The following is a 25,379-nucleotide window of genomic DNA, read 5'->3' as shown; positions in this document are numbered from 1 at the left end:
TGCTGGTAGGCGTGGTATGATTAATATAAACCCCGAAAGTTTTTTGTCTAACTTTCGGGGTTCATATTAAATACAATATGTTCTTTTCGTATTTTTTATGGTTGGTTCGTAATATTAGAATTCATATCCAAATCCGAGATTCAGATAAATGGGGTACATGGCAAATGAAACCGTGGTGAAGTCTTTTTCAAATATATCATTCAGGCCCCAGGTCAAATCTGCATGTACATTCAGGTGCTTGTAGGCTTTCCATTCTCCACCTACTTGTAATCCCCATTGAAAATGGCGGAGATTGTTTGAAAAATCATATGCAGCCATATTTCCTCCTTCAAAATTAACCCGGCTTCCACTGGCGTCAGGAGTTCGCAAATGTCCTTCATATACATTTCCTGAAAATTCTCCGTTCATCATATATGAAAAATAAGGACCTGCCATGACTTTCCAGCGACTACTGATACGATAATTAGCTAAGACGGGAATAGTCAGATATGACATTTTTACTTTTGTCTTTACCCCTCCAGTCCAGAGTCCTTTTATTTTTCCTCCGGTTTCACTGAATATTTCCATGCCATAGTTTTTTACGCTGGCTTTTGTTTCCATATCTTTGCTGTCAAGCCTTATACCCAGACTTACTCCCCATTTTTGCTGGGCGTCAATCCATTTGGTGGCATTTCCTTCCAATGTAATGGCGAGTCCGGGAGAATAGCTGTCTAAACTCCTGATTTCTTTAGGTAGAGGTAAAGGGGAAGTTCCTCCTATATTTATTCCTGCTTTTACTTCGTAGTCAAGTCCGTGTGAAGCCAGCCATATCAAACCTTTGTGCTCTGATGATTGTGCATGGCTAATTTGAGTAAAGCCACATAAAAGGAGGGCTAATATTGGTTTTATATGTTTTTTCATATGTCTTTCTTCTATAATAATTAATTTTTACAAATAATTTCTACTTCATCTATCCATAGTTCACTTCCTACGGCTCCTTGGAAATACGCCCCCATGACACTGGAGGAGAATACAACTGCAAGTTTGTATTTTCCATTTTTTAAGTCTTCAGTGTTGATTGTTTTGCCGTTTTGAGACTTGAAGTCTAAATCAAACTTTGTCCATTCACTTGTTTCTGTCATTTCTTGTTCGGAAATACGTGCTAAAAGGACAATGTGTTCATCTATTCCGGTACCATTATTCGGAAAAAGATTGCCATCTAATGAGAAATCACTGCTGGGAGCTTCATAAAGTACTGCGTAGATGTCTCCTTTATCTTTTTTGCCAGTAACAATGTTTCCTGATTTATCGGTAAAAACCTCTCCTGCTTTATATTTGAACCAGCCGGTAATTTTGGAAGGGCGTTTGGTAAACGGAAATCCAAAGTGGGTCGCTTGCAAAGGAGCAAGTACGGCATTTTGAGTATCGAATGATCCGATAAATAAATTTCCGGCAGCAATAGGCATTCCTATAGGCTTTCCAAAGTTTCCTGTACTGAGGGTGGTGAGTTTTACACATTTTCCTGAATAGCCAGTAGGATGTTGTACAGTCGGGTATTGAGTTTCGTCTAATGCCATTCCGCTTAAGTCGTATCCTGGATTTCCGCTTGCCCACTGCATAATACCGGACTCATTTGTCAAATAAAATACGTTATATGGAGTTATTTCTTTTAATTCTTCGAAAGAATAGCTTGTGGGTAAAGTCAGTTTGTTTACTCGAATAAGGTACTTGGTTTGCGTTGCTCCATCTTCAGAAGTTACGATAAATGTTCGTAATGTCTTTTGGCTGAAATCATACAAAGGAGGCTGGTCGTTTGTTTCAGCTTCCTCTGCTTGAATGGAAGCCCCTTCAGGAAGAGTGAAAATCAATTCCTGGTGGGAAATATCAGTACCGTCTAGTACATAGACTTCTATTTCTTTTCTTAAATGGTCAATTGTGGTGGATTGGATGTTTGTTCCGGTGCAACTGTCTATAGCTGCTTCTACATTTAGAGCTTCGTCCTGAATACAGGAGCTTATAGATAAGCTTAGTAAAAATCCGGCTAAAATGTACTTTAAATTCATTGTTTTGATTATAGATTAGATATTACTATATCTTGCAAAGATAAGAAAAAACTTCATAAGCTTATTATTATTACTTGTTTCATTTGTGGATTCTCTGCTTGTTGGGATGTTGGAGCTGGAATATGAGGTATGATAATGGATGAAATGTATTCAAAATATTTTTGCTTGTTTAGAAAATGCGGTAATCTTAAAAATAGACTATCGATGTATGCCTAAAATAGCTGATTAGTATTAGTTTTCAGATAGAATAAAGAGTGTGTGTTTTACTCTTATTTAAAAATCAGCCAAAAATAAAAGAAATAGACCTTGTGAGAATTTGCGATTTGGTGTTATTTTGCACCCGAAAAAATAGAAGTTTTCATAGAAAATAGAAGATGAAAAAGATTTGTTACGGATTGTTGTCCTTTTTGTTTATAGGACTAGCTTCGTGTACGAAAGAAGATACACGGAGTTCGCTTGAAGGGCGCATAGATGTGAGAGTTAGCACGGACTGGAGTTTGGCGGATGCTGAATCCAGAGCTTCAGAAGAAGTGGCTCCTGAAATTAATGACTTTGCATTGGCGATAGAATCTGCTGATGGTAAGGTCTCTAATTCATGGGATAGTTTTGGGAAATTTCAACCAGTATCTGTTCCTGTAGGTACATATTTGGTGACAGCTTCGTATGGAGATGCAAATGCAGAAGGCTTTGATGCTTTGAGTTATTTGGGAAGTACCACTGTGGAGGTTGGTAAAGATGAAACAGCGGAGGCTTCTGTAACGTGTACGATTAATAAAGCTAGAGTTATTCTTTCGTATACGGATGATTTTAAGTCTTATTTTTCTTCATATAGTGCTTATGTCAGTTCTTCGAAGGGGAATAAGATAACTTATGCTGATGACGAAACACGTGGGGCATATTTCGTTCCGGGAAATCTGGAATTGTTCTTGGAGGTGACCCGTCAGGGTGTATCTCAAAAGGTGACTTTAAATCCAAAGAATTTTACGGCAGAAGTGAAACACGAATATCGCTTGACAATGGATGTGGACGCTTCTACGGCTTCTTTGAAGATTGTGTTTAATGATAATCCTTCTTCAGAGCAGAATGTGGATATTAATATTTCGGATGAGGCTCTGAATGCACCGGCTCCTGAATTTGCAGCTTATGGATTTACATCGGGAAATGCGATTGAAGTGATGGAAGGTAGTACTGTTTCCGATAAATTGGAGGCTTATTTAAATGCATCTTCCGGGTTGGCTAAATGTGAATTGATAACGGTTTCTGAGGCTTTGAAGGCACAGGGGTGGCCGGAAAGTGTGGATTTGATGAATCTTACGACTGAACAGTCGCAGAAGCTGACTGAGCTGGGACTTTCTACCAAAGGATTGGGAGCCAACCATGATAAAATAGCATTGGTTGATTTTAAAAATGTGCTTCCTTATTTATATTGTACTTCTGATGGAAATGATGTGCATACGTTTACGCTTCGAGCTACGGATGTATTGACTAAAGTATCGGAAGATTTAGTATTGAAAGTAACTACTCGTAATAATGGTTTTGCTGTGGCTTTGCCTGAGTATGTTTCGTATGGTAGCACAACGATGACCGCTGATTTGACTTTAGAGGGTGATCCAGCCTTAATTAAGTTCTATTATATATACTTGGGTGCTCCTCAGGAGTTTACTGCTGAAAATATTAATATACAGCCAGGAACGGAAGAAAATAAATATAAGGTGACATTTACTTATCCGGAGCCTTTGGTGGATACGGAGAATGGAGTGAAGTTTAAAGCACAGTATGGTGCGAAAACTATTGAACGCACTTTTAAGGTAGAAGATCCGGAACTTACTTTGTCTTTAAAGAATGGTGATGCGGATGTGTGGGCAACGAAGGCATATCTTCAAGTAGTTGCATCTGCTAAATCACGTTCATCGCGTACCATTTCTTCTTCTACAGTAGAAATTCAGTATAAAGAGGGAGAGGAGTGGATAGCATGGCCTCACCAGTCTTATGATGCTGAAACCGGATTGTTCTTATTGACTGGTCTGGGAGAAGGGGCAACTGAAACAGAGGGTATTCCTTATACTTTGCGTGCTGTGTATAAGCGTGGGGGAGAAGTAGCTTCGTTCTCCCAAGAACTTGGTATAACTACTGAACCGAAGGCTCAAGTGGGGAATGCGGGATTTGAGGAATGGCATACGGAAATATTTACATATAAGATAACGTGGGCTGGTACTGGAGAGCGTGAATGGTATTTGCCTTGGAATACGAATGAAAATGATACATGGTGGGCTGTTAATAGTAGGGCAACAATGCTTTCTGAATGTGCTGCTTTTTATTATGAGTATAAAGTATTTCCTACTATCTCATGGTCATCATCAAATAAATCTCAAGGTGAAAAATCAATTCAAATAGCTACTATTGCTGTGGGTAGTGCAGCGATTGTTGATGGAGGCTCAACAACACCTCATGCGGGTGAAATTTGGATTGGTACATCTAATGATAGTGGAGGACATGCATCGGAAGGTCATTCATTTGCAAGTAGACCCAATTCTATGACTTTCTGGTATCAATATGAATCTTTTAATGATAATGAAAAATTTTATATGCAAGTTGTATTAAAGGCTGCAGACGGTACTATAGTTGCTTCAAATGAGATACCTAATGGAGAAGAGGGTGACCCGAGTGGAAATACAATTACTTTACCGTTTACCTATTCTCCGGATGTGCATAAAAAGGTGTCTTCTATTTATATGGTATTTAAATCCTCTTCAGGTTCTGTAGATAGTAAAAAAAGAACAATGGAGATTTCGGGTCAGCAACAAACGGCTCGTATTGGAAGTGTATTGAGAATTGATGATATTAAACTGAATTACGAATAAAAGCCTACATAATATGAAGAAATATTTTTTAATCTGTTTGACGCTGCTTGCGGGTATGTTAGCTTTTACAGCTTGCCATAGTGAAGCCATGGAAAGTGTCTCTAGTGCGAAAGGGGATTTGAATTTGTCCTCAATGAAGGCAGAAGTAAATACGAATGTCGATACGGTGTATGTGGGTTCACGTGCTGAATCAACAGTGGATGTAAGCAATTTTTTGGTGACCATATATGATGCTCAGTCGCAGAAAGTAGAACAATGGAATTACAATGCAATGCCTGAAATTGTGTCGTTGGCCGTGGGGACTTATTCTATTGTGGTTACATCTGCAGAAACTCCGTCTAATGGGTTTGATACACCTTATTATAAGGGAACTGCGACCTGTGAGATAAAAGAAAATGAAGTAGTTGATGTTCCTGTTATTACTTGTAAACTGGCAAACATGCTATTTTCAGTGGAATATGATGAAGAGTTCCAAGGTAAAATGGGAGAGGATGTCGTGACGACAATTACTGTGGGAGAGAATTCTTTAGAAATTCCATACTCAGAAACACGTTCGGCTTATCTGATTGCTCCTGAAGGTGAAACGACTTCTATGATTGTCACTCTGAAAGGTACAATTGATGGAGAAAGTATAGATTATAGCGAACGGTTTGAGAGTGTAAAAATCGGTGTACATAATATTATAAAATACAAGTTTGCACCTGTAAGTGATGGTTCTGAAGGTGATGGTACTTTAGGTGTGGCAATTGTAGTTGATTCATCGATGACAGGATCGGATGAAGTCGTTGGAACTGATCCGGGAAAAGAACCTGGAATAGATGATTTCCCAGAAGAAGGCGGTGAAGATCCGGGCGATGGTGATGGCGATGAAAATGCTCCGACTATTGTGGGATCTAACTTTAATGGAAAAGCTTTTGATATCACTAAAGATGTATTGGAAGTTAAAAAAGGTGCTAGCGCACAGTTGCAAGTGACTCTTTCTGCGCTTAATGGTATAGCTCATGTATATGTAACAATTGACTCTAAAACTCTGACGAAAAAGGTGTTGGAAAGTGTTGGGTTAACTGATCGTTTTGATTTGGCAGAACCTGGAGCTTTGGAAGCAGGGCTGAAGGGTTTGGGATTCCCTACGGGAGATGCTGTGATGGGCCAAACCAAACTTCTTTTTGATATTACAGACTTTACTTCTTTGCTGGGTATCTATGGAGCTGCAAATCATAATTTTATTATTCGTTTAGTTGATCAGATTGGCTTGGAGGCAACAGAAACATTAAAGATAAAGAGTGTAGAATAATGAGACGATATTATTATATAATAGCTTTTGCAAGTGCTGTTTTAAGCTTGGCTTCTTGCAAAACTGACACGGGCTTTGCTGAGGCCGAAGGAAGCTTAAAGCTTTCTATCGGAGTGTCGGATAAAGTAAACGTAGTTTCTCGTAGCTTAGCCAGCGAGGAACAGGAGGTGCTGAAACAAAATTGCAAGATTCGTATTTACGATGGCGAAACATTGATACAAAAGTATCAGGGAGTAGAAAATGTACCTTCGGAAATTGCATTGGTAAATGGTAACTATTCTGTACGGGTAACTGCTGGAGACTCTGTAGCTGCTTCGTTTGAACAGCGCTTTTTTGAAGGAAAAAAGGATTTTACCATTACGAAGGGACAAGTTAGTACTGTAGAGGTAGATTGTGGAATTGCCAATACTGTAGTAGCTATCACTTGGGATGAGTCGTTGAAAGAGGCATTCGAGGGAGATTGTCAGGTAACGGTTACATCGGCTACCGGAGAATTAGTTTATTCTTCAGCAAATGCGGATGCAAAAGGATATTTCAGTCTGCCGGAAGATAACCATAAATTGACTTGTAAGTTTAGTGCAAAGACATTAGGAGGTGAGTCGTATGAAAAATCTACTGAATTGAGTGACTTGAAGTCGGCTACACTTTATAATTTGAACTATAGCTATACGGCTGTAGGGCAGGATCCTACTGGTGGTGCTGCTTTGCAGATTAAAGTAGATGAAACTCCGCTGGCAGAAGAAGAACATGTGATTACTATCAGACAACGTCCGGTGATTACATGCAAGGATTCGGAAGAAAGTTCTTATGACCTTGAGCAGCCTATGTATTTGGAAGTTGGTGCACAGAAGGATTTTTATCTGCAAGTTGCTACTTCTTCGTCTTTGAGTTCTTTAATCATTCAGAATGAACGTTTTACCGAATGGGGATTTATTGCCAATCAGTTCGATATGTTGAAATTGGATGGTAAAGATGAAGAACTGAAAACTTTTGGTATTTCAGTGTCTGATTCAAAGACTTCTTTGAACGGCGATGTCTGGACTTTGTTGTTCGCAAAAGAGTTGATTGCCAAAATGACAGCAAATGAAGGCAGTGTATCTACTACAATTGAAGCGATTGATGCAAATGGAAAGAGTCGTAAAGTGATTTGGAATATTGTTGCTTCAAATGCGACGGTTGTGACGAATGAGATAATTCCGTATGAAGTGTGGACTTCAAAAGCAACCTTGCATGGAACTGTGACAGGTACGTTGGCTTCTACTCCTAAATTCCGTTATCGTGTCAAAAATACAGCAGACTGGACGACGGTGGATGCTGATTTAGCTGAAAATGTATTTAGTAAGGAAATCACTGGACTGACACCTGGTACTACTTATGAATATCAAGCTATGGACGGTGAGCAGGCATCATCTGTTACTTATGAATTTACAACAGAGGCAACATTCCAGCCGAAGAATGCAGGGTTTGAATATACATCTACTTCTACTTCTTCTTCCGCTATCCTGATGTATGGAAGTGGACAGTCAATGTGGTGGGATACCGGAAATCATGGTTCTGCTACAATGAATAAGAATGTGACTACTCCTGATACTTCGGTGAAACATTCCGGAAATCAGTCTATATTGCTTTCGTCTCAGTTTGTAGGATTTGGAGTTATTGGTAAATTCGCTGCCGGAAATCTTTTTGCTGGAAAATATCTGAAGACCGATGGTACTGATGGTGTGTTGGGATGGGGATGTCCTTGCACAAGTCGTCCGAAGGCTTTAAAAGTCTGGGTACGCTACGAACCTGGTACTGTTGATAATGGAGGAAGCCATATAGCTGATGGTGAGACAGATCAGGGTATAATTTATGTAGCTGTAGGTGATTGGGCTGGACAAGAGTATGATGGTGAAACTTGGCCGTTTGTAGTAAAAACCAAAAACTCTTCTAGCTTGTTTAGCGCTGAGAAAGGTACCTATTCTGGTGATGGTACTATTGCCTATGGTGAGAAAGTATTTACGGAGTCTTATAATGACGCTGAAAATTTGAAAGAGTTGACCATAGAATTGGATTATGATAACTATGGAGGAACTCAACGTAAGCCAACTTCTATTATTATTGTTGCATCAGCTAGTAAGTATGGAGATTATTTTGAAGGAAGTGGATCTAGCAAGATGTGGCTTGACGATATGGAGCTGATTTATGAATAATAAAATAATTCGATTGAATTTGTGAAGAAACTGTTATGTATAATATGTCTTGCGTGTACTGCCTTAGGGGGGTATGCGCAAGATACTCAAAAGAAACTTCCGTCAAAAGTTTTTGTCCCTAAAGGACAATGGATTGTCGGAAGTTCTGTTTCGTATTCAGAACATACGGAAAATAATTATGACTTTTTGGTTGTGGAAAAAATAAATTCGGACGGGTATTCTTTTAAACTCAGTCCGATGTTTGCCTATGCCTTGAAAGATAATATGGCGTTGGGAGGACGCTTTAAATATGGGCGTACATTGGTGCGTATGGATGAAACTCAACTGAATTTGGATGATGAGACGTCATTTGACATCAACAATATTTACCAGTTGAAACATTCTTATTCTGCCATGGCTATTTTTCGAAACTATATTCCTTTAGGGGATAGCAAGCGTTTTGCGGTGTTTAGCGAGACACAGTTGGAAGTCGGTGGAAGTCAGTCGAAGGTCTCGAATGGAAAAGGTGAAGCGCTTACCGGTACTTATTCCAAGTCGACAGATCTTGGGTTTGGAGTTTCTCCGGGAATGGTAGCTTTTATCAATAACTATACGGCAGTGGAAGTCAGTATTGGTGTGTTAGGAGTTAATCTGAGCAAGACAAGACAGGTTACGAATCAGGTGGAGACAGGAGAGCAATCGTCTACCTCCGCGAACTTTAAGATTAATATATTCTCAATCGGTTTGGGAATTGCATTTTATTTGTAAGCATGATGAAGATGAAATTGTATATAATGTGGTGTTTGTTCTTCTGTATGGGATGTTTGCAGATGAAAGCTCAGGCGGTGGACTCAGTAGCGGTGACCCGTGGAGATTCATTGATGAAATATAAACTGGTGGTAGTGCATGACACGGTGTATGTACCGATACCGGAAGCAAAGATGCCGGTGGATTCTTCGCGGATTATTTATACCAAGCCTGTGGGACGTTATGACCGTGGAATTACCAATTATCGTTTTATCCCGAAAAATAAATGGATTGGCGGGGTGACTGTATCTGTATTCAATTTTGAAAGTGACAACAGCAGATTGTTGTTTTCGTTGCTGAAGGATATTGATTTGAATTTGCGTACCCTGTCGGTAAAACCTTTTGTCGGTTATGCGATAAAGGATAACACGGTGGTCGGTTTGAAATTTGGATATTCTCGTATTTCAGGAGGTATAGATAACTTGGCATTGAACATAGAAGACCTGGATATTGCCTTGAAAGATATTAAATACACGGACGATTCTTATTCTTTCAGCTTGTTCCATCGTTCTTATATCGGTCTGGACCCCAAGGGCTTGTTCGGACTTTTTAATGAAACGACCTTGGGATATAGTACGGGATCTACTCGTTTTTCACGAGGGGCTGATGAAACGCTAAAATATACGGATACGTCCATCAATCAGTTGAAGGTAGGTATTAATCCGGGTATTGCTATTTTCATCATGCCTAATGTGGGGGCTGAAGTCTCTTTTGGAGTGGCTGGCTTTACTTATAACTGGGAAAAACAGAAAAAAAGTTCGGGTGAAACCGGAAAGCGTACGAACAGTGGAGCAAATTTTAAAATCAACTTGTTTAATATTAATATTGGTTTAACGGTGTGTATCTGATGAAGACAATGATGACAATAGATAGAATGAGAAGACTGATGCTTTGTCTGTCCGTTTGTTTGCTGGCAGCTTGTATTCAGAATGATTTGCCTTATCCCACCGTGAAGCTTTATATTACGGGAATGACCGTAGAAGGTCAGGTGGGGAGTGCTGTGATTTCGAATGAGGAACGGAAAGTGACACTGGAACTTGAAGAGACTGTGAATCCTCATCAGGTGAAGGTACAGACGTTGGAAATGACGGAGGGAGGTACGGCAACTATCGGTCCGGATTCGATTGTGGATTTGACAAAGCCTTTATCGGTGACTTTGTCTTTGTATCAGGACTATGTATGGACAATACAGGCAAATCAGACGATAGCACGTGCATTCACTGTGACTGGACAGGTAGGGCAGGCTAAGTTTTATCCTGAAACTCATGAAGCTTCTGTCAATATTCCTAGAGAACAAGGTTTAAGAAATATTGAAGTGACAGACTTGAAACTTGGACCGGAGGGTGCAACACAAAATGGAGTGGAGGGAGTACCTACGCTTCAATGGGAGAAAAAGGGAGCCTTTGCTACATCGAAGGTGCAGGTGCAATTTAGTGATTTTATAGATGAAGAATGGACTTTGTATGTCAATCTTTCAGATATAACAGTAGGAGTAAATAGTGTGGATGCCTGGACGAATGTAGCTTGGGTACATGGATTTGGCCATGATGGGGCAGACAACGGTTGTGAATACAAGAAAGAAGGAGATACAGACTGGACACGAGTCGATGCGTCAGAATTGACTCATGACGGAGGTAACTTTACGGCTCGTATTATCCATTTGCAAGCAAATACAACGTATGTATGTCGTGCTTATTCAGGTGAGGAATATGGAGAAGAAATGAGCTTCACTACCGGTTCAGAGACTCAACCAGAAAATAATAGTTTTGAATATACCTCTGGCACAAGTCCATTGTATTTGTTTGGTGAAGGACAGGAAATGTGGTGGGATTCAGGTAATGAGGGGTCTTCAACTATGAATAAGAATGTTACAACTGTTGACCCTAATTTAAAGAATAGTGGGAACCAGTCTCTTTTGTTATCTTCTCAGTTTGTTGGATTGGGAATTATTGGTAAATTCGCTGCCGGAAATCTTTTTGCCGGGAAATATCTTAAGACTGACGGAACCGATGGAGTGTTAGGCTGGGGACGTCCATTTTCTGAAAGACCTACCAAATTGAAAGGTTACATAAAGTATAATAGTGGTGTTGTAGATAATGGTGGAGATAAGATTCCTAATGGACAGAATGATATAGGTACTGTTTATATTGCCTTGACTGATGGTAGCGGAGTTGTGTATAATGATGAAAAAGATGATGATGATGGCAGTATATGGGCTTGTATTATCAAAACAAAAACTGAGGAACTTTTTAATAAGAATGCGAAAAATGTGATTGCATATGGAGAGTTAGTCTTAAAGGAGAGTACAAAAGGTGAAGGACTCATTCCTTTTGAAATAGATCTTGATTATAAAGCCACCGATAGAGTGCCTACTCGAATTATTATAGTTGCTTCTGCCAGCTATTATGGTGATTATTTCCAGGGTAGTACAAGTAGTAAAATGTGGCTGGATGATATAACATTGGAATATGATTATGAGTAATCTTATTTGAAAAGAATCTATTTTGAAAATAAAAATTTAGTGAGTTGCCCGTCATTGATAAAAATCATTTCAATGACGGGCTATTTTTATAATACACATTTTGCCTGCAAGCAATTATTAATAAGATTGTCGTATCCTTTTGTATGGAATACTTAATTGGTATGTTGTTCTTTATAGTTGTAATCAAGTTGATATTGATTAATCTGTTGCTTTTTATGATGAATAAGGTTCTTTAAAGGATGGAAAATAAACAAGTCTATCATTCTATTTGTTAGTAATAGATAAAGATAAACTTGTTTACCATGAATTTTATTATACGCAATCTACTTCTATTCACTGTTTTATTATGTACTGTAGGTAACCATTCTATTTTCCGCCTTGACACGCATGTTCCCTAAACCTACCTTTGCGCCGTAACCCTTAAACAACAATGATTATGGCAAAAGAAAAAGTAAACTACCAGGAGGTATATGACCTCTATCAGTTATGCAGTGAGACCAAGGATCTTCGTGAGTTCTGTGCGGATTATGGAGTAAATTACGACAAGTTCATGAACTGGCAGCGTCATCAGCTATGGAGCGAAAAGTTAGGCAAGACAGTTCAGGTTGAGCAACCCAAGGTTGCCAAAGTCCGGATAACCGGCAAGCCTTGCAACAGTCCAACCGTAAAGTTGGAGGTGAAACAACCTGAAGGTGAATCTCCGATTAAGTGGGTAAAACTGCAATTGACATCAGGTGCCACACTGTTCCTGAGAAACACCACAGTTCTTGACTTGAGCCTGTTGCTTAATAAAATGATAGGATGATATGCTTGGACTGAGTGCTAACCTGAACTATTACCTGTTTAACGGTAATGTGGATTTGCGGAAAGGAATCTTCCGTCTGTGTGAGAGTATAAGGGAAGAGATGTCACTTGACCCGAGCGATGCATCCAATGTATATATGTTCATGTCCAGGAACCGGAAGGTCGTTAAGATACTTCATTACGAACGCGGTTTTTATGTGCTTTACGAGAAACGTCCTGTCATGGGAAAGTTCAAGAAACCTGTGTTTGATGAAGTTTCCAAATGCTACCGGATACAATGGTCGGACATGGCCTATCTTACGGAAAGCATAGTAGTTGACAAGATGTACGTCAGTCCGAAAGATTAATATTAATACATTGATTATCAACCAAATGATACAAAATAAACGATAAAAAGTTTGCGTAACTGCCTGATTTTTCGTACCTTTATATCATGATTGATGAAAGGGCATACGAGTTACTTTGCTGCCAGCTGGGTCTGGCGAATGAGGAAAAGGCAGGGCTTCGCAAACAGGTAAACGAACTGATTGCGAGGCTTAAGGCTATTGAAGAATCAAACAAAGAGAACTCCAAGGCTCTGGTTGATACAATCAATGACCTCAAAGAATCCCTCGAAAAGCAATCGAGTACGGTTGAACATTACAGGAAAGAAATGGAACTTATGAGAAAGCAGCTTGAGGCAAAAGACGAGGTGAACATGATGCTGGCAAATGAGATATCCAATCTCAGGCTTCAGCTTGAGGACGGCAGGAAACACCGTTTCGGCCGTACCTCAGAGCAAAGAAGGCTGCTGAACAACCGTAATATTGACAAGTCTGCAATGGAGAAGTCCGAGTACGACGGTTCTGGCAAGAAAGGTGATGATGATAATAAGACCGATGATAACGGTACCGGCAGCAATACCTCTTCCGGTAACGTATCTGCACAGAACTGCAGGCCTTCAAGGAAAAAGGAAACTGCTCCCCGTGCAGCAAAGACCAGGCTGAAGGTGGATAAGGTAATTGTTCATGAAATAGAAGACTATTACCAACTCCCGGATGGTGCAAGGCTTATGAAGCGTAACGGAATGGCTGATGTGTGGGAATACAGGTTTATAGAACATGTGCGTGCTCATAACGTGGAGCATGTGTACAAGGTGGCAAGGGTAAAGCTTGCAGACGGCACTTTCACTAACACGATGGAGCATCCCTTGAAAAACCTTGGAGGAATCTTTTCCCCTGATTTGCTTGCCCGTCTGCTTTGTCTGAAATATGACTTCAGTATGCCTGAGAACAGACAGATAAGACTGCTTGCAAGAGAAGGCATCCACATAAGCAATACCACGCTGAACGGCTATATCCATAACGGAATCTCCAGGCTTAGGGAGTTTATGGAAGATGTCTTCAAGGAGTTTGTACAACAGGCAAAATACCTTATGGTTGACGAGACGACCGAGCTTGTCGGAGTTGAAACACCGGAAGGCAAGGCTTACAGGAGAAAGTATTTATGGGCTTTTTTTGCAAAGCATGTCAAGTTGGTTTACTATCATTACAATAACGGCAGCAGAGCCTCTGATGTAGCAAAGACCTTCCTTGAACATTTTATGGGATCTGTATCTACAGACGGATATACGGTTTACAGGATGTTCGACGGAGAAGACTCAAAGGTGCTTCATATAGGATGCTGGACACACTGCAGGAGGCTGTGGGTCGATGCCTTGCCATCAGACAGAACTGCGATGGATATAATAGACCCTATCGGTGATATGTTCAGAAATGAAGACTTGTTCCGCACAATGAAACTCAGCGGTGAGCAGATTAAGGAAAAAAGACTTAAGCTTACGAGACCTATTCTTGAACGTATCCATCATAAGGTGGTCATGATGATGCAGGATACTAAGCTCATGGCAAACGAACTGATGAGAAAGGCTGTGAACTATACGATAAACCAGTGGAAATCCCTGAAAAATATCCTCAAGGACGGTTCTGCGGAAATATCGAACAACCTCTGTGAGCAAAGGATGAAACCTGTAAAGCTGCTGCTCAAGAACTGTATGAACATAGGCAGTGAGGATGCAGCAGGAAACTCGGCATTCATCTTTTCTCTGATAGAAAGCTGCAAGCTTAATGACATAGATCCTCAGGATTACCTGAAGCACTTGTTTGAATGTATTCTTCATGGTAAGGACTGCGACAAAAAAGCCCTTCTGCCATGTTTTTATCAATCGGAATGTTAAAACAAAAATATTTTCTTACGGATATTTTTATTTTATCGGCTGAAAAACAGCCGATAAAATTGTCGTGGCGGAAAATAGAATGGTTACGTACTGTAGCTTGTTCTTCGGATGAGAATTTCGACCAGTCTTCTTTGGAAAATATAGATTTTAGAGTCTCTGTGGCAGGACAGTCACGTGTGGCGATGCAGAAAAATGGAAGTGGAGACTTTCAGGCAGGAGACGAGGTGGCTTTGCGAGTGTATGAGTTTCAACCGGATAAACTTCAGGATAACAAATTGTTATATTGCGAAGGGAATCGATGGACTTCTTCCTTATATTGGAAAGATTGGAAGGGAACTCCTCATTTTTATGCGGTTTGGCCTTCTGCTACTCAAGTAGAATTGTGGGAGGGTACCTGCTGGTATGTGCATCGGGTAAGTAGGAATCAGTCGGCAGAGAAGGATTTTTTATTTTCTGATTTATTGGTGGCCGATGCGGAAGGGCAGTGATATTCGCCCGTGAATTTGGACTTTCGCCATGCCATGAGTCGGGTTATGGTGAATATAAAAAATATGGAGACTCTGTCGGACGAGGAACGACAGCAGATGCAAGTGTATGTTCATGGATATTTATCGGGTAGATTTGCTTTGGCAGGAAATGCGGTGCAGGCTGCGGACGAGACGGGCTGGATACAAGCGTTTCCAATGGAAGAAGAAGGTAGTTTTGCCGCTTTGGTTGTTCCAGGAGAGTTGGGACGTTTTCGGACAGAGGGCTGGATAAAAATCGTAGCAGGAAATAGGGAACTGGTGTATAACGCACCGGAAAGTATCGGAAATACACTGGAAAGCGGGAAGCAGGTGACTGTGAACTTGCAATTGAAATCGGAGGAAGTGGTACCCGAAGAACCAGTCTGGTGGCTAGATGGTGTACAGCTGTCTGACCAGTGGGAGTATGAGGCTCCGGCGTATCGTATGCCCTGGAGGCAGAATTGCGGGTGGTTTGATTGCAACAAACTGGATGCTAAGGATACCAGCCCTACGGGAGATGGAAGAACGTGCTGGGAGGCTTCTTCTTCGAACCTGATGCACTGGTGGCTGAATGCGAACCGTAGTTATGTGGAACGTTATCTGGAATACAAACGTCGTCTGAACCCGGATTTCTCGATTCCTTCGGCTTATCCAGATTCAAAGCATAGTGAGATTTATCAAGGATTCAAGAACCGTTTTGGTAATCAGTCGGGGTATATCGTATCGGGTGTAAACTGGTTCTTATCGGGAATCTGCAATCGGGTGATGTATCCTCAGGATGTGCCGGAACAGGAAAATGCGGGCTTCTTTTTTGACGTGTTCGGTCGGAATTCACTAGTGAAGCAGTATGGCAATGGGTATATGACGAAGGAGGAGTTTAATAACGCCATCAAATTGGCAAGGAAGCAGGGAATGGCCGTCGGATTGGATATTTTTATTCAAGGAGGCGGGCATGCCATAAATCTTTGGGGAGCTGAGTTTGATGAGAAGGGAGAGGTGAGTACGATTTACTTGGTGGATAACAATGACGGGAATTTAGGTGATTGGATGTATAAGGCTAAAATTGTGTATGAACAGGATGCTTCAAGTGGAGCATTGTTTACTTATATGAAATGGGTTTATAATGAAGATTTGAAGATAAAAATTATGGATTTGGTACTGTTGGATAAAGGTACTTCTTATTGGGAGTCATTCTTTAAAAACAAAAACGGGTGAAACTTGAAAGTTCAAGTTCCACCCGGATTTATAAATTTAGAATAAAGTTTTATACAATTCCCTGAGCCATCATAGCGTTAGCTACTTTCATGAATCCGGCTACGTTAGCACCCTTCACATAGTTGATATAACCATCGGGTTCTGTTCCGTATTTTACGCAAGCTTCGTGGATGTTCTTCATGATGCTCTTCAATTTTTCGTCTACTTCTTCCTGGCTCCAGCTCAGCTTGATAGAGTTTTGAGTCATTTCCAGACCTGATACAGATACACCACCTGCATTGGCAGCTTTACCCGGAGCGTAAAGAATCTTCGCATCCTGGAATACGTGGATTGCTTCTGGAGTAGAAGGCATGTTGGCTCCTTCTGATACAGCAAATACGCCGTTTGCTACCAGTGCTTTCGCATCATCACCGTTGATTTCATTCTGTGTAGCAGAAGGAAGAGCGATGTCTGCTTTTTCATTCCAAGGACGAGCACCTGCTACGTATTTGCAACCGTATTTTTCTGCATATTCACGGATACGTCCGCGGTAGAGGTTCTTCAATTCCATGATGTAATCCAGTTTCTCACGGTCGATACCGTCCGGGTCATAGATGTAACCATCAGAGTCGGACATGGTAACTACTTTAGCACCCAACTGGATTAGTTTTTCTACAGTATACTGTGCTACGTTTCCTGAACCAGATACCAGACAAGTCTTACCCTTGATGTCGATGTTACGAGTTTTCAGCATTTCCAGCAAGAAATAGATGTTACCGTAACCTGTAGCTTCCGGACGGATAAGTGAACCACCAAATTCACGGCCTTTACCAGTCAATACACCACTGAATTCGCGAGTCAGTTTTTTGTACATACCGAACATATAACCTACTTCACGGCCGCCTACACCTATATCACCGGCAGGAACGTCAGTTTCAGGACCGATGTGGCGCCACAATTCCAGCATGAATGCCTGGCAGAAACGCATTACTTCTGCGTTTGACTTACCGCGTGGAGAGAAGTCAGATCCACCTTTACCACCACCCATCGGAAGAGTAGTCAGTGAGTTCTTGAAGGTCTGTTCGAATGCCAGGAACTTCAAAATTCCCAGGTTTACAGAGCTGTGGAAACGGATACCGCCTTTGTACGGGCCGATAGCGTTGTTATGTTGTACACGGTAACCCATGTTGGTCTGGATGTTACCTTTGTCGTCCATCCAAGTGACGCGGAACTGGTATACGCGATCAGGAATACACAGACGTTCAATCAAGTTTACTTTGTCGAATTCAGGGTGTTTGTTGTATTCCTCTTCGATAGTTCCTAACACTTCTTCTACTGCCTGATGATACTCAGGTTCATTGGGGAATCTTCTTTTCAGATCTTCCAGAACTTTAGCTGCATTCATAATTAAAAAAGATTATCTGTCTTATTTATTGGTTTTGAAAAATCACAGTAATATGTTTCTTTTTGTTTGATGTGCCAAAAATATAGATAAAAATTTATTTATGCAACAATAAATCAAGAAAAGTAAGAAAAATGCGTCAAAAATCCCTTTTTATCTATTTATTTGTGTTTATTTGTTTCTGCTTTTAAGTGATTTAATTACAGGGATAAACACCAAAGCTCCTGATATAAGAATCATAATGACAAGCGGACCGTCAATTTTGGGAGTAGAGGTGAGTACTAAAAAGCAAAGTGCAGCCCAGCATAAAGTAAGTACGACGCATTGTGTATGATTGAGTGGTTTTCTCATGGTTTATAGAAAAATAATACACGGAGGAACGGTGGCAAGGGTGAATGTTTTGGCTTGCGGCTGCTCCTCCGTGTAAGGTGAAATAAATCAGTAATGTTTATTGTGCTTTCTTCTTCTTGTCGACAATGGCATCAATGCAGGCGATAGCTGTGATATTGACAATATCGCGTACAGAACTTTCAATGTCGGTGAAGTGAATTGGTTTGTTCAATCCCATCTGAATCGGGCCGATCACTTCGGTCTCACTCATGTTCTGAATGAGTTGATAGGTAGCATTGGCTGAACTCAGGTTAGGGAATACCAAAGTGTTTACTTCTTTTCCTTTTAAGCGTGTGAATGGATATTTCTCATCACGAAGGGCATTATTCAAGGCGAATTTCACTTGCATTTCACCGTCAATAGCCAAATCCGGATATTCCTGATGAAGCTGGTTGATGGCTTCGTGTACCTTCGCCGGACTTCCTTCTGCGTCGGAACCGAAGTTTGAATAAGACAGCATAGCCATTACCGGTTCTTGGTTGAAGAAACGTACAGCCTTGGCCGACAGTTTGGCAATGTCTATCAAGGTATCGGTGTCCGGATGACGGTTAATCAATGTATCGGCAATGAAATAAGTTCCTTTCTTGGAATTCAGAATATGCATGGTACCGAAATGCTTGTATCCAGGCTGGATACCGATAACTTCCTTAGCCACCTTGATTGTGTTGGAATATTTGGTGTACAATCCGGTTACAAAAGCATCTGCTTCTCCGGTTTCTACCATCATCATACCGAAGTAGTTGCGTTCGAACATCTCATCGTTTGCCTCCTGGAAGTTGGCTCCTTCGCGGGCACGTTTTTCGCAGAGGATGCGTGCATAGCGTTCACGGCGTTCTGATTCGCGGTCGTGGCGCAGGTTGACGATTTCAATGCCTTCCAGACTCAGGTCAAGTTCTTTGGCCAATTTTTCAATGCGCTCTTCGTTACCTAAAAGAATCGGATGGCAGATGCCTTCAGCCTTGGCTTCTACTGCTGCTTTCAGCATGTTCGGATGAATACCTTCAGCAAATACCACGCGCTGTGGATTGCGGCGGGCGGTTTCATACAACTGGCGGGTCAGCTTGTTTTCCTGTCCCATCAGTTCTCTCAGGTGATTCTTGTATTCATCCCAGTCGGTAATCTGTTTACGGGCTACACCTGATTCCATGGCGGCTTTAGCTACGGCCATAGATACTTCGGTAATCAAGCGTGGGTCAACCGGTTTCGGGATGAAGTATTCAGGTCCGAAGGTCAGGTTGTTCACATGATAAGCTTCGTTCACTACGTCGGGTACAGGTTTCTTTGCCAGGTCGGCAATGGCATGTACGGCGGCCAGCTTCATCTCTTCGTTGATGGCAGTGGCTCGAGTGTCAAGTGCACCGCGGAAGATATAGGGGAATCCAATCACATTGTTTATCTGGTTCGGATAGTCAGAACGTCCGGTTGACATCAATACGTCCGGGCGGGAAGCCATGGCATCTTCGTATGAAATTTCTGGAGTCGGATTGGCCAGAGCAAATACGATAGGATGAGAAGCCATGCTGCGTACCATATCTTGGCTCAGCACATTACCTCTGGAAAGACCAAGGAATACATCGGCTCCCTTGATGGCTTCTGCCAGTGTATGGATGTCAGTACGGTCAGTAGCAAAGAATTTTTTCTGCTCGTTCAGGTCTGTACGCTCTTTAGAAATCACTCCTTTACTGTCGAGCATGACAATGTTTTCCAAGCGAGCACCGAGGGCTACATATAATTTAGTACAAGATACGGCAGATGCACCGGCACCGTTGACTACGATTTTTACCTCTTCAATTTTCTTTCCGGCTACTTCCAGTGCATTCAGTAATCCGGCACTGGAGATGATGGCTGTACCGTGCTGGTCGTCATGCATTACCGGGATGTCCAGTTCCTCCTTCAGTCTCTGTTCTATTTTGAAGCACTCAGGAGCTTTGATGTCTTCTAGGTTGATACCTCCGAAGGTAGGAGCAATGGCTTTTACCGCTTCGATAAATTTATCCGGGTCTTTTTCATTTACTTCAATATCGAATACGTCGATTCCGGCATAAATTTTAAACAGCAGTCCCTTTCCTTCCATTACGGGTTTTCCACTCATGGCACCTATGTCTCCTAAACCCAGTACAGCAGTTCCGTTAGAGATAACGGCTACTAAGTTACCTTTGTCGGTATAGTCGTATGCCGTATCCGGATTCTTCTGGATTTCCAGACATGGCTCTGCTACTCCTGGTGAATACGCCAGTGATAAATCACGTTGAGTTTGATAAGGTTTGGTGGGGACTACTTCTATTTTCCCCGGTTTGCCTTGTGAGTGATAGAGCAAGGCTGCTTCTTTCGTTATTTTTGTCATATTTCTTCGTTTTTTAGTTGTTCCAAAGAATAATGTATCGCGCAAATGTAGGAATAAAATAACAAATGGACTGTTTTTTTCTGAAAAAAACTATAAAATGAATTAGACTTATTTTTTCGATAATAAAACTTTTTTGTCGATAGTTTTTGTCGATTGGTCTGATAATATTGGCTATATGTAATGATATTAAGGCATTATGGTTATTCTTAGTTAAAGCCACTTTCCGGACCTTGATTTTTTTTCTATATTTGCACGATAAAAAACTAGAGAAGGGTGTAAAGTTTTCAGTGGAAAACTTTAATAGAGAGAAGAGATAAAACCAAATTTTATATATGAATATAAGTATGAGCACAAAAAGAAACAGAAGTTTTTCTTCTAGCCGAGTGGCATTCTATGCATTGACTCTTTCGGTGCTGACTGCATGTGGAGGCGGTCAGGGGGGTATGAAAATAGGTGATGATGAATTTGCGGTTGAAACACTTGCAGCTGCTTCTAGCAATCAGACAACCCAGTATCCCGCTACAATTAAAGGTTTGCAGGATATTGAAATTCGTCCGCAAGTATCAGGATTTATCGTGAAGTTGTGTGTAGACGAAGGTGCTACAGTTCGCAAGGGACAGGCTTTGTTCCAGATTGATCCTACACAGTATAAGGCTGCATACGATCAGGCTAAAGCAAGCGTTGCTTCAGCAAAAGCTAACCTGGAAACTGTTACTTCAACTGAAGCAAACAAGAAGATGTTGCATGAGCAGAAAATTATCAGTGATTTTGAATACCAGACAGCTGTGAACAATTTGCTTTCAGCTAAAGCAAGCCTGGCTCAGGCTGAAGCTGCTTATGCCGCTGCAAAACAGAATTTAGGTTTCTGTACAGTAACTAGTCCTTCAGACGGAGTAATTGGTACTTTCCCGTATCGTGTTGGTGCATTGGTTGGTCCTTCTGTAGCAGAACCTTTGACAACAGTTTCTCAGATTGGAGATATGTACGTATATTTCTCAATGACTGAAAAACAGTTGCTGGCTTTGACTAAAGCTGGTGGCACATTGAAGGAACAGCTAGAAAAAATGCCTGCTGTCAAGTTGCAGTTGTCTGATGGAACAATGTATTCAGAAGAAGGTAAGATTGATGCCGTGAGTGGTGTAATCGACCAGACTACTGGTTCTGTAAGTATGCGTGCAATTTTCCCGAACAAGCAGAATATCCTTCGTAGTGGAGGTATGGCCAACGTGGTATTCCCGTACACTATGAGTGATATTATCTTGATTCCTCAAACTGCTACTCAGGAAATTCAGGACAAGAAGTTTGTGTATGTATTACAGTCTGACAATACTATCAAGCATACAGAAGTACAAGTCTCTAACTTGAATGATGGTAAGCATTACATCGTGACAGGTGGACTGAAGCCAGGGGATAAGATTGTTGTAGAAGGTGTTCAGACATTGAAAGACGGACAAAAGATTACTCCGATTACACAGGCTGAAAAAGAAGCTAAATTCCAGAAGGCGTTACAAGACCAGCGGGATGGTAACATTCAAACAGCTTTTAAATAATAAAAAATGATTCTTATGGTGCTGGGGGAATGCGTTTGATGAAAATCTCTCAGAACTATAATTATAAATGGTATTTAAAGAATGAAACTAGATAAATTTATTAACCGTCCGGTACTGTCAACCGTAATTTCTGTATTGATGGTAATTCTGGGTGTGATTGGTTTGGTTACCTTACCTGTTACACAATATCCGGACATTGCGCCACCTACTGTATCAGTGCGCGCTACTTATACTGGAGCTAACGCACAAACTGTGTTGAACTCCGTAATTGCACCGTTGGAGGACCAGATTAATGGTGTGGAAAACATGATGTATATTCAGTCCAGTGCTTCAAATAATGGTTCCGCCGAAATCAGTGTATATTTTAATCAGGGTACCGACCCGGATATGGCAGCAGTCAACGTGCAGAACCGTGTATCTATGGCACAAGGTCTGTTGCCGGCCGAAGTAACTAAGGTGGGTGTAACTACTCAGAAGCGCCAGAACTCTATGTTGTTGATTTTCTCTATTTATGACGCAGAAGATAAATACAACATTGAATTCTTGGAAAACTACGCTAACATTAACTTGATTCCTGAAATTAAGCGTGTGAAAGGTGTGGGTGATGCGAACGTGATGGGGCAGGACTATTCAATGCGTATCTGGTTAAAGCCGGATATTATGGCTCAGTACAAACTGAATCCGACTGATGTGTCGAATGCATTGGCAGAACAGAATATTGAAGCTGCTCCGGGGCAGTTTGGTGAAAGAGGAAATCAGACTTATCAGTACACCATTCGCTATAAAGGACGTTTGCAGCAGATTGAGGAGTTTGAAAATATCGTAATAAAGGCTTTGCCTAATGGTCAGGTTCTTCGACTGGGCGAAATTGCAAACGTTGAACTGGGCCGTTTGGCTTATACCTTCAATAACAGGGTTAACGGGCATAAATCTGTTACTTGTATTGTGTATCAGATGGCTGGAACAAATGCAACACAGACTATCTCTGATTTGGAGGCTACTTTGGAAAAGGCTCAGGAAACATTGCCTGCTGGTTTGAAAATCAATGTTGCACAGAATGCCAACGACTTCTTGTTCGCTTCTATTCATGAGGTTATCAAGACGTTGATAGAGGCCTTTATTCTGGTGTTTATCGTAGTATATGTGTTCTTGCAGGATTTCCGTTCTACATTGATTCCGGCTATTGCCATTCCGGTGGCTTTGATTGCTACCTTCTTCGTTTTGAAACTGATTGGATTTAGTGTGAACTTGTTGACACTTTCGGCCATGGTGCTTGCCATTGCAATTGTGGTCGACGATGCCATTGTGGTGGTGGAAGGTGTACATGCAAAACTGGATCAGGGCTACAAATCATCTCGTGAGGCTTCCATTGATGCCATGAGTGAATTGGGAGGAGCTATCGTGTCTATTACTTTGGTCATGATGTCAGTGTTCGTTCCTGTAAGTTTTATGGGAGGTACGGCTGGTACATTCTACCGTCAGTTTGGTTTGACCATGGCTATTGCTATCGGATTCTCGGCATTGAACGCATTGACACTTTCTCCGGCATTGTGTGCTATTTTCTTGAAACCTCACACTGGTGAACATGGTGACAAGAAGAAAATGTCTTTGATAGACCGTTTCCATACTTCATTCAATACGGCGTATGATTCATTGCTGAAGAGTTATAAAAAACGCGTGGTATTCTTCATTCATAAAAAATGGTTATCATTTGGTCTGGTGGCCGCTTCTATTGTACTGTTGGTATTTTTTATGAAGATTACTCCGACAGGTATGGTGCCTAATGAAGATACAGGTACAATCATGGGAGCAGTGACACTGCCTCCTGGTACTTCTCAGGAACGTGCTATGGAAGTGTTGGCCAAAGTTGACAGCCTGGTGGCTGCAGACCCGGCAGTTGAATCACGTACGGTGATTTCTGATTTCGGATTTATCGGTGGTCAGGGTCCGTCTTACGGTTCTGTCATTATTAAGTTGAAAGACTGGGAAGAACGTTCTACCATGCAAAATTCGGATATGGTGGTGGCTACCTTGTTCATGCGTGCCCAGAAAATTATCAAAGATGCACAGGTATTGTTTTTTGCACCCCCGATGATTCCGGGTTATTCAATGTCAAGTGATATTGAGTTGAACATGCAGGATAAGACAGGTGGTGACTTGAACCACTTCTTTGAAGTTGTCAATAATTATACTGCCGCATTGGAGCAGCGTCCGGAAATCAGCCGTGCACAGACAACTTTCAACCCGACTTTCCCTCAGTATCAGTTGGATATTGATGCGGCAGCATGTAAAAAGGCTGGTATTAGCCCGAGTGACATTCTGGTAACCATGCAAGGATATTACGGAGGTTTGTATGCCTCTAACTTCAACCGTTTCGGTAAGATGTACCGTGTAATGATTCAGGCTGAACCGGATGCAACTAAGAACTTGGAATCTCTGAATAGTATTAAAGTGCGTGGTAGCAACGGAGAAATGGCACCGATTACCCAGTTCGTATCAATGAAGAAGGTATACGGCCCTGATGTGATCAGCCGTTTCAACTTGTACACTTCTATCAAGGTAATGGTAGCTCCGGGTTCAGGATATACTTCAGGACAGGCCTTGCAGGCTATTGCAGAAGTTGCTAAAGAGAACCTGCCAACCGGATTCGGATATGAGTTGGGAGGTATGGCTCGTGAGGAGGCACAAACTAGCGGAAGTTCTACCGGTATTATCTTTATTCTCTGCTTCGTCTTCGTATACCTGTTGCTGAGTGCACAGTATGAAAGTTATATCCTACCATTGTCTGTGTTGCTTTCTATTCCGTTCGGTTTGTTGGGTAGTTTCTTGTTTGTGAACGGATTTGCGGCATTGGGACGTATACCTGCCTTGAAAATGATTTTAGGATCCATGTCTAATGACATTTATATGCAGATTGCCTTGATTATGTTGATGGGTCTTTTGGCTAAGAATGCTATCTTGATTGTAGAGTTTGCGCTCGATCGTCGTAAGCAGGGTATGAGTATTTCATGGGCCGCAGTATTAGGAGCTGCAGCTCGTTTGCGTCCTATTTTGATGACCTCTTTGGCTATGATTGTCGGTTTGATTCCGTTGATGCTTGCCATGGGGGTAGGTGCTCACGGTAACCGTACGTTGGGAGCTTCTACAATTGGTGGTATGTTGATTGGTATGATTCTGCAAATCTTCATCGTACCGGTGTTGTTCGTAGTATTCCAGTGGTTGCAGGAGAAAATCAAACCGATGGAATGGGATAGCTTGGATGAAAGTGAGGTTGCATCCGAAATTGAACAGTATTCTCCTAATACGCATAAATAAGA

Annotated in this window: 18 protein-coding genes; 13 read left to right on the top strand and 5 right to left on the bottom strand. The window is 41.4% G+C overall.

The features are described 5' to 3' along the window. Positions 1 to 114 precede the first annotated feature (114 nt). Together WKT20_RS03170 and WKT20_RS03165 are read right to left on the bottom strand one after the other, a co-directional pair. A complete protein-coding gene (locus tag WKT20_RS03170) occupies positions 115 to 900 on the bottom strand; it encodes a porin family protein (RefSeq protein WP_118441232.1) in 786 nt (261 codons plus the stop codon). Between the two features lie 20 nt (positions 901 to 920). Next, the gene (locus WKT20_RS03165; RefSeq protein ID WP_118163805.1) at positions 921 to 2,042 is read right to left on the bottom strand and encodes a PCMD domain-containing protein; all 1,122 of its coding nucleotides are present in this window, start codon (positions 2,040 to 2,042) and stop codon (positions 921 to 923) included. 374 nt (positions 2,043 to 2,416) lie between these two features. On the opposite strand from WKT20_RS03165, the gene WKT20_RS03160 reads away from it, so the two are divergent. The 11 genes from WKT20_RS03160 (at position 2,417) to WKT20_RS03110 (ending at position 16,397) form a co-directional block, all read left to right on the top strand. Then, positions 2,417 to 4,903 carry a DUF4493 domain-containing protein gene (locus tag WKT20_RS03160; protein WP_340416820.1) on the top strand — a complete coding sequence of 829 codons (2,487 nt, stop codon included), beginning with the start codon at positions 2,417 to 2,419 and terminating at the stop codon, positions 4,901 to 4,903. A gap of 13 nt (positions 4,904 to 4,916) precedes the next feature. Then, positions 4,917 to 6,197 (top strand): DUF4493 domain-containing protein, encoded by a 1,281-nt coding sequence (locus WKT20_RS03155; protein ID WP_340416819.1) that lies wholly within the window; start codon positions 4,917 to 4,919, stop codon positions 6,195 to 6,197. Beyond that, on the top strand, positions 6,197 to 8,389 hold the full coding sequence (locus WKT20_RS03150) for a DUF4493 domain-containing protein (protein WP_340416818.1): 2,193 nt from the start codon (positions 6,197 to 6,199) through the stop codon (positions 8,387 to 8,389). Before WKT20_RS03155 ends, WKT20_RS03150 begins: the two co-directional genes overlap by 1 nt. A gap of 21 nt (positions 8,390 to 8,410) precedes the next feature. Then, entirely contained in the window at positions 8,411 to 9,136 is a 726-nt protein-coding gene (locus WKT20_RS03145) for a hypothetical protein (RefSeq protein WP_118163795.1), read from the top strand. An 11-nt stretch (positions 9,137 to 9,147) separates the two neighbouring features. Next, complete coding sequence (locus WKT20_RS03140) at positions 9,148 to 10,023, top strand: hypothetical protein (RefSeq protein WP_340416817.1); 876 nt, start codon at positions 9,148 to 9,150, stop codon at positions 10,021 to 10,023. A gap of 26 nt (positions 10,024 to 10,049) precedes the next feature. Further along, the gene (locus WKT20_RS03135) at positions 10,050 to 11,657 is read left to right on the top strand and encodes a PCMD domain-containing protein (RefSeq protein ID WP_340416816.1); all 1,608 of its coding nucleotides are present in this window, start codon (positions 10,050 to 10,052) and stop codon (positions 11,655 to 11,657) included. A 436-nt stretch (positions 11,658 to 12,093) separates the two neighbouring features. Further along, entirely contained in the window at positions 12,094 to 12,462 is a 369-nt protein-coding gene (locus WKT20_RS03130) for a hypothetical protein (protein ID WP_009131422.1), read from the top strand. Position 12,463: 1 nt separating this feature from the next. After that, a complete protein-coding gene (gene tnpB / locus WKT20_RS03125) occupies positions 12,464 to 12,808 on the top strand; it encodes an IS66 family insertion sequence element accessory protein TnpB (protein WP_009131421.1) in 345 nt (114 codons plus the stop codon). A gap of 86 nt (positions 12,809 to 12,894) precedes the next feature. Beyond that, positions 12,895 to 14,676, top strand: coding sequence for an IS66 family transposase (gene tnpC / locus WKT20_RS03120; protein ID WP_278453935.1), 1,782 nt, complete (start codon positions 12,895 to 12,897; stop codon positions 14,674 to 14,676). Then, complete coding sequence (locus WKT20_RS03115) at positions 14,670 to 15,164, top strand: hypothetical protein (RefSeq protein ID WP_340416815.1); 495 nt, start codon at positions 14,670 to 14,672, stop codon at positions 15,162 to 15,164. The genes tnpC and WKT20_RS03115 overlap by 7 nt, the downstream gene beginning before the upstream one ends. 9 nt (positions 15,165 to 15,173) lie before the next feature. After that, entirely contained in the window at positions 15,174 to 16,397 is a 1,224-nt protein-coding gene (locus WKT20_RS03110) for an IdeS/Mac family cysteine endopeptidase (RefSeq protein ID WP_147331476.1), read from the top strand. Positions 16,398 to 16,446: 49 nt separating this feature from the next. Here WKT20_RS03110 and WKT20_RS03105 read toward each other — a convergent pair whose 3' ends face one another. From WKT20_RS03105 to WKT20_RS03095, 3 genes are all read right to left on the bottom strand, one after another. Next, the gene (locus tag WKT20_RS03105) at positions 16,447 to 17,781 is read right to left on the bottom strand and encodes an NADP-specific glutamate dehydrogenase (protein ID WP_117702246.1); all 1,335 of its coding nucleotides are present in this window, start codon (positions 17,779 to 17,781) and stop codon (positions 16,447 to 16,449) included. A 168-nt stretch (positions 17,782 to 17,949) separates the two neighbouring features. Continuing rightward, positions 17,950 to 18,129: a hypothetical protein gene (locus WKT20_RS03100; RefSeq protein ID WP_081458118.1), complete on the bottom strand. Its 180-nt coding sequence runs from the start codon at positions 18,127 to 18,129 to the stop codon at positions 17,950 to 17,952. 97 nt (positions 18,130 to 18,226) lie between these two features. Next, positions 18,227 to 20,512 carry an NADP-dependent malic enzyme gene (locus WKT20_RS03095; protein ID WP_340416814.1) on the bottom strand — a complete coding sequence of 762 codons (2,286 nt, stop codon included), beginning with the start codon at positions 20,510 to 20,512 and terminating at the stop codon, positions 18,227 to 18,229. A 344-nt stretch (positions 20,513 to 20,856) separates the two neighbouring features. Here WKT20_RS03095 and WKT20_RS03090 point away from each other — a divergent pair, with 344 nt between their 5' ends. Further along, positions 20,857 to 22,062, top strand: coding sequence for an efflux RND transporter periplasmic adaptor subunit (locus tag WKT20_RS03090; protein ID WP_182423964.1), 1,206 nt, complete (start codon positions 20,857 to 20,859; stop codon positions 22,060 to 22,062). An 81-nt stretch (positions 22,063 to 22,143) separates the two neighbouring features. Further along, the gene (locus WKT20_RS03085) at positions 22,144 to 25,377 is read left to right on the top strand and encodes an efflux RND transporter permease subunit (RefSeq protein ID WP_340416813.1); all 3,234 of its coding nucleotides are present in this window, start codon (positions 22,144 to 22,146) and stop codon (positions 25,375 to 25,377) included. Positions 25,378 to 25,379 lie beyond the last annotated feature (2 nt).

It is taken from the genome of Phocaeicola sp. ICN-14070 (genome assembly GCF_037892625.1).
Classification (GTDB): Bacteria; Bacteroidota; Bacteroidia; order Bacteroidales; family Bacteroidaceae; genus Phocaeicola; species Phocaeicola plebeius.
Note: the sequence above shows the minus strand (reverse complement) of the source record. Positions and strands in the feature narration are given on the sequence as shown.

Coding starts and splice junctions, on each gene's coding strand:
- WKT20_RS03170 (WP_118441232.1), bottom strand. CDS start 900: ATGAAAAAACATATAAAACCAATATTAGCCCTCCTTTTATGTGGCTTT.
- WKT20_RS03165 (WP_118163805.1), bottom strand. CDS start 2,042: ATGAATTTAAAGTACATTTTAGCCGGATTTTTACTAAGCTTATCTATA.
- WKT20_RS03160 (WP_340416820.1), top strand. CDS start 2,417: ATGAAAAAGATTTGTTACGGATTGTTGTCCTTTTTGTTTATAGGACTA.
- WKT20_RS03155 (WP_340416819.1), top strand. CDS start 4,917: ATGAAGAAATATTTTTTAATCTGTTTGACGCTGCTTGCGGGTATGTTA.
- WKT20_RS03150 (WP_340416818.1), top strand. CDS start 6,197: ATGAGACGATATTATTATATAATAGCTTTTGCAAGTGCTGTTTTAAGC.
- WKT20_RS03140 (WP_340416817.1), top strand. CDS start 9,148: ATGAAATTGTATATAATGTGGTGTTTGTTCTTCTGTATGGGATGTTTG.
- WKT20_RS03135 (WP_340416816.1), top strand. CDS start 10,050: ATGAGAAGACTGATGCTTTGTCTGTCCGTTTGTTTGCTGGCAGCTTGT.
- WKT20_RS03130 (WP_009131422.1), top strand. CDS start 12,094: ATGGCAAAAGAAAAAGTAAACTACCAGGAGGTATATGACCTCTATCAG.
- tnpB (WP_009131421.1), top strand. CDS start 12,464: ATGCTTGGACTGAGTGCTAACCTGAACTATTACCTGTTTAACGGTAAT.
- tnpC (WP_278453935.1), top strand. CDS start 12,895: ATGATTGATGAAAGGGCATACGAGTTACTTTGCTGCCAGCTGGGTCTG.
- WKT20_RS03115 (WP_340416815.1), top strand. CDS start 14,670: ATGTTAAAACAAAAATATTTTCTTACGGATATTTTTATTTTATCGGCT.
- WKT20_RS03105 (WP_117702246.1), bottom strand. CDS start 17,781: ATGAATGCAGCTAAAGTTCTGGAAGATCTGAAAAGAAGATTCCCCAAT.
- WKT20_RS03100 (WP_081458118.1), bottom strand. CDS start 18,129: ATGAGAAAACCACTCAATCATACACAATGCGTCGTACTTACTTTATGC.
- WKT20_RS03095 (WP_340416814.1), bottom strand. CDS start 20,512: ATGACAAAAATAACGAAAGAAGCAGCCTTGCTCTATCACTCACAAGGC.
- WKT20_RS03090 (WP_182423964.1), top strand. CDS start 20,857: ATGAGCACAAAAAGAAACAGAAGTTTTTCTTCTAGCCGAGTGGCATTC.
- WKT20_RS03085 (WP_340416813.1), top strand. CDS start 22,144: ATGAAACTAGATAAATTTATTAACCGTCCGGTACTGTCAACCGTAATT.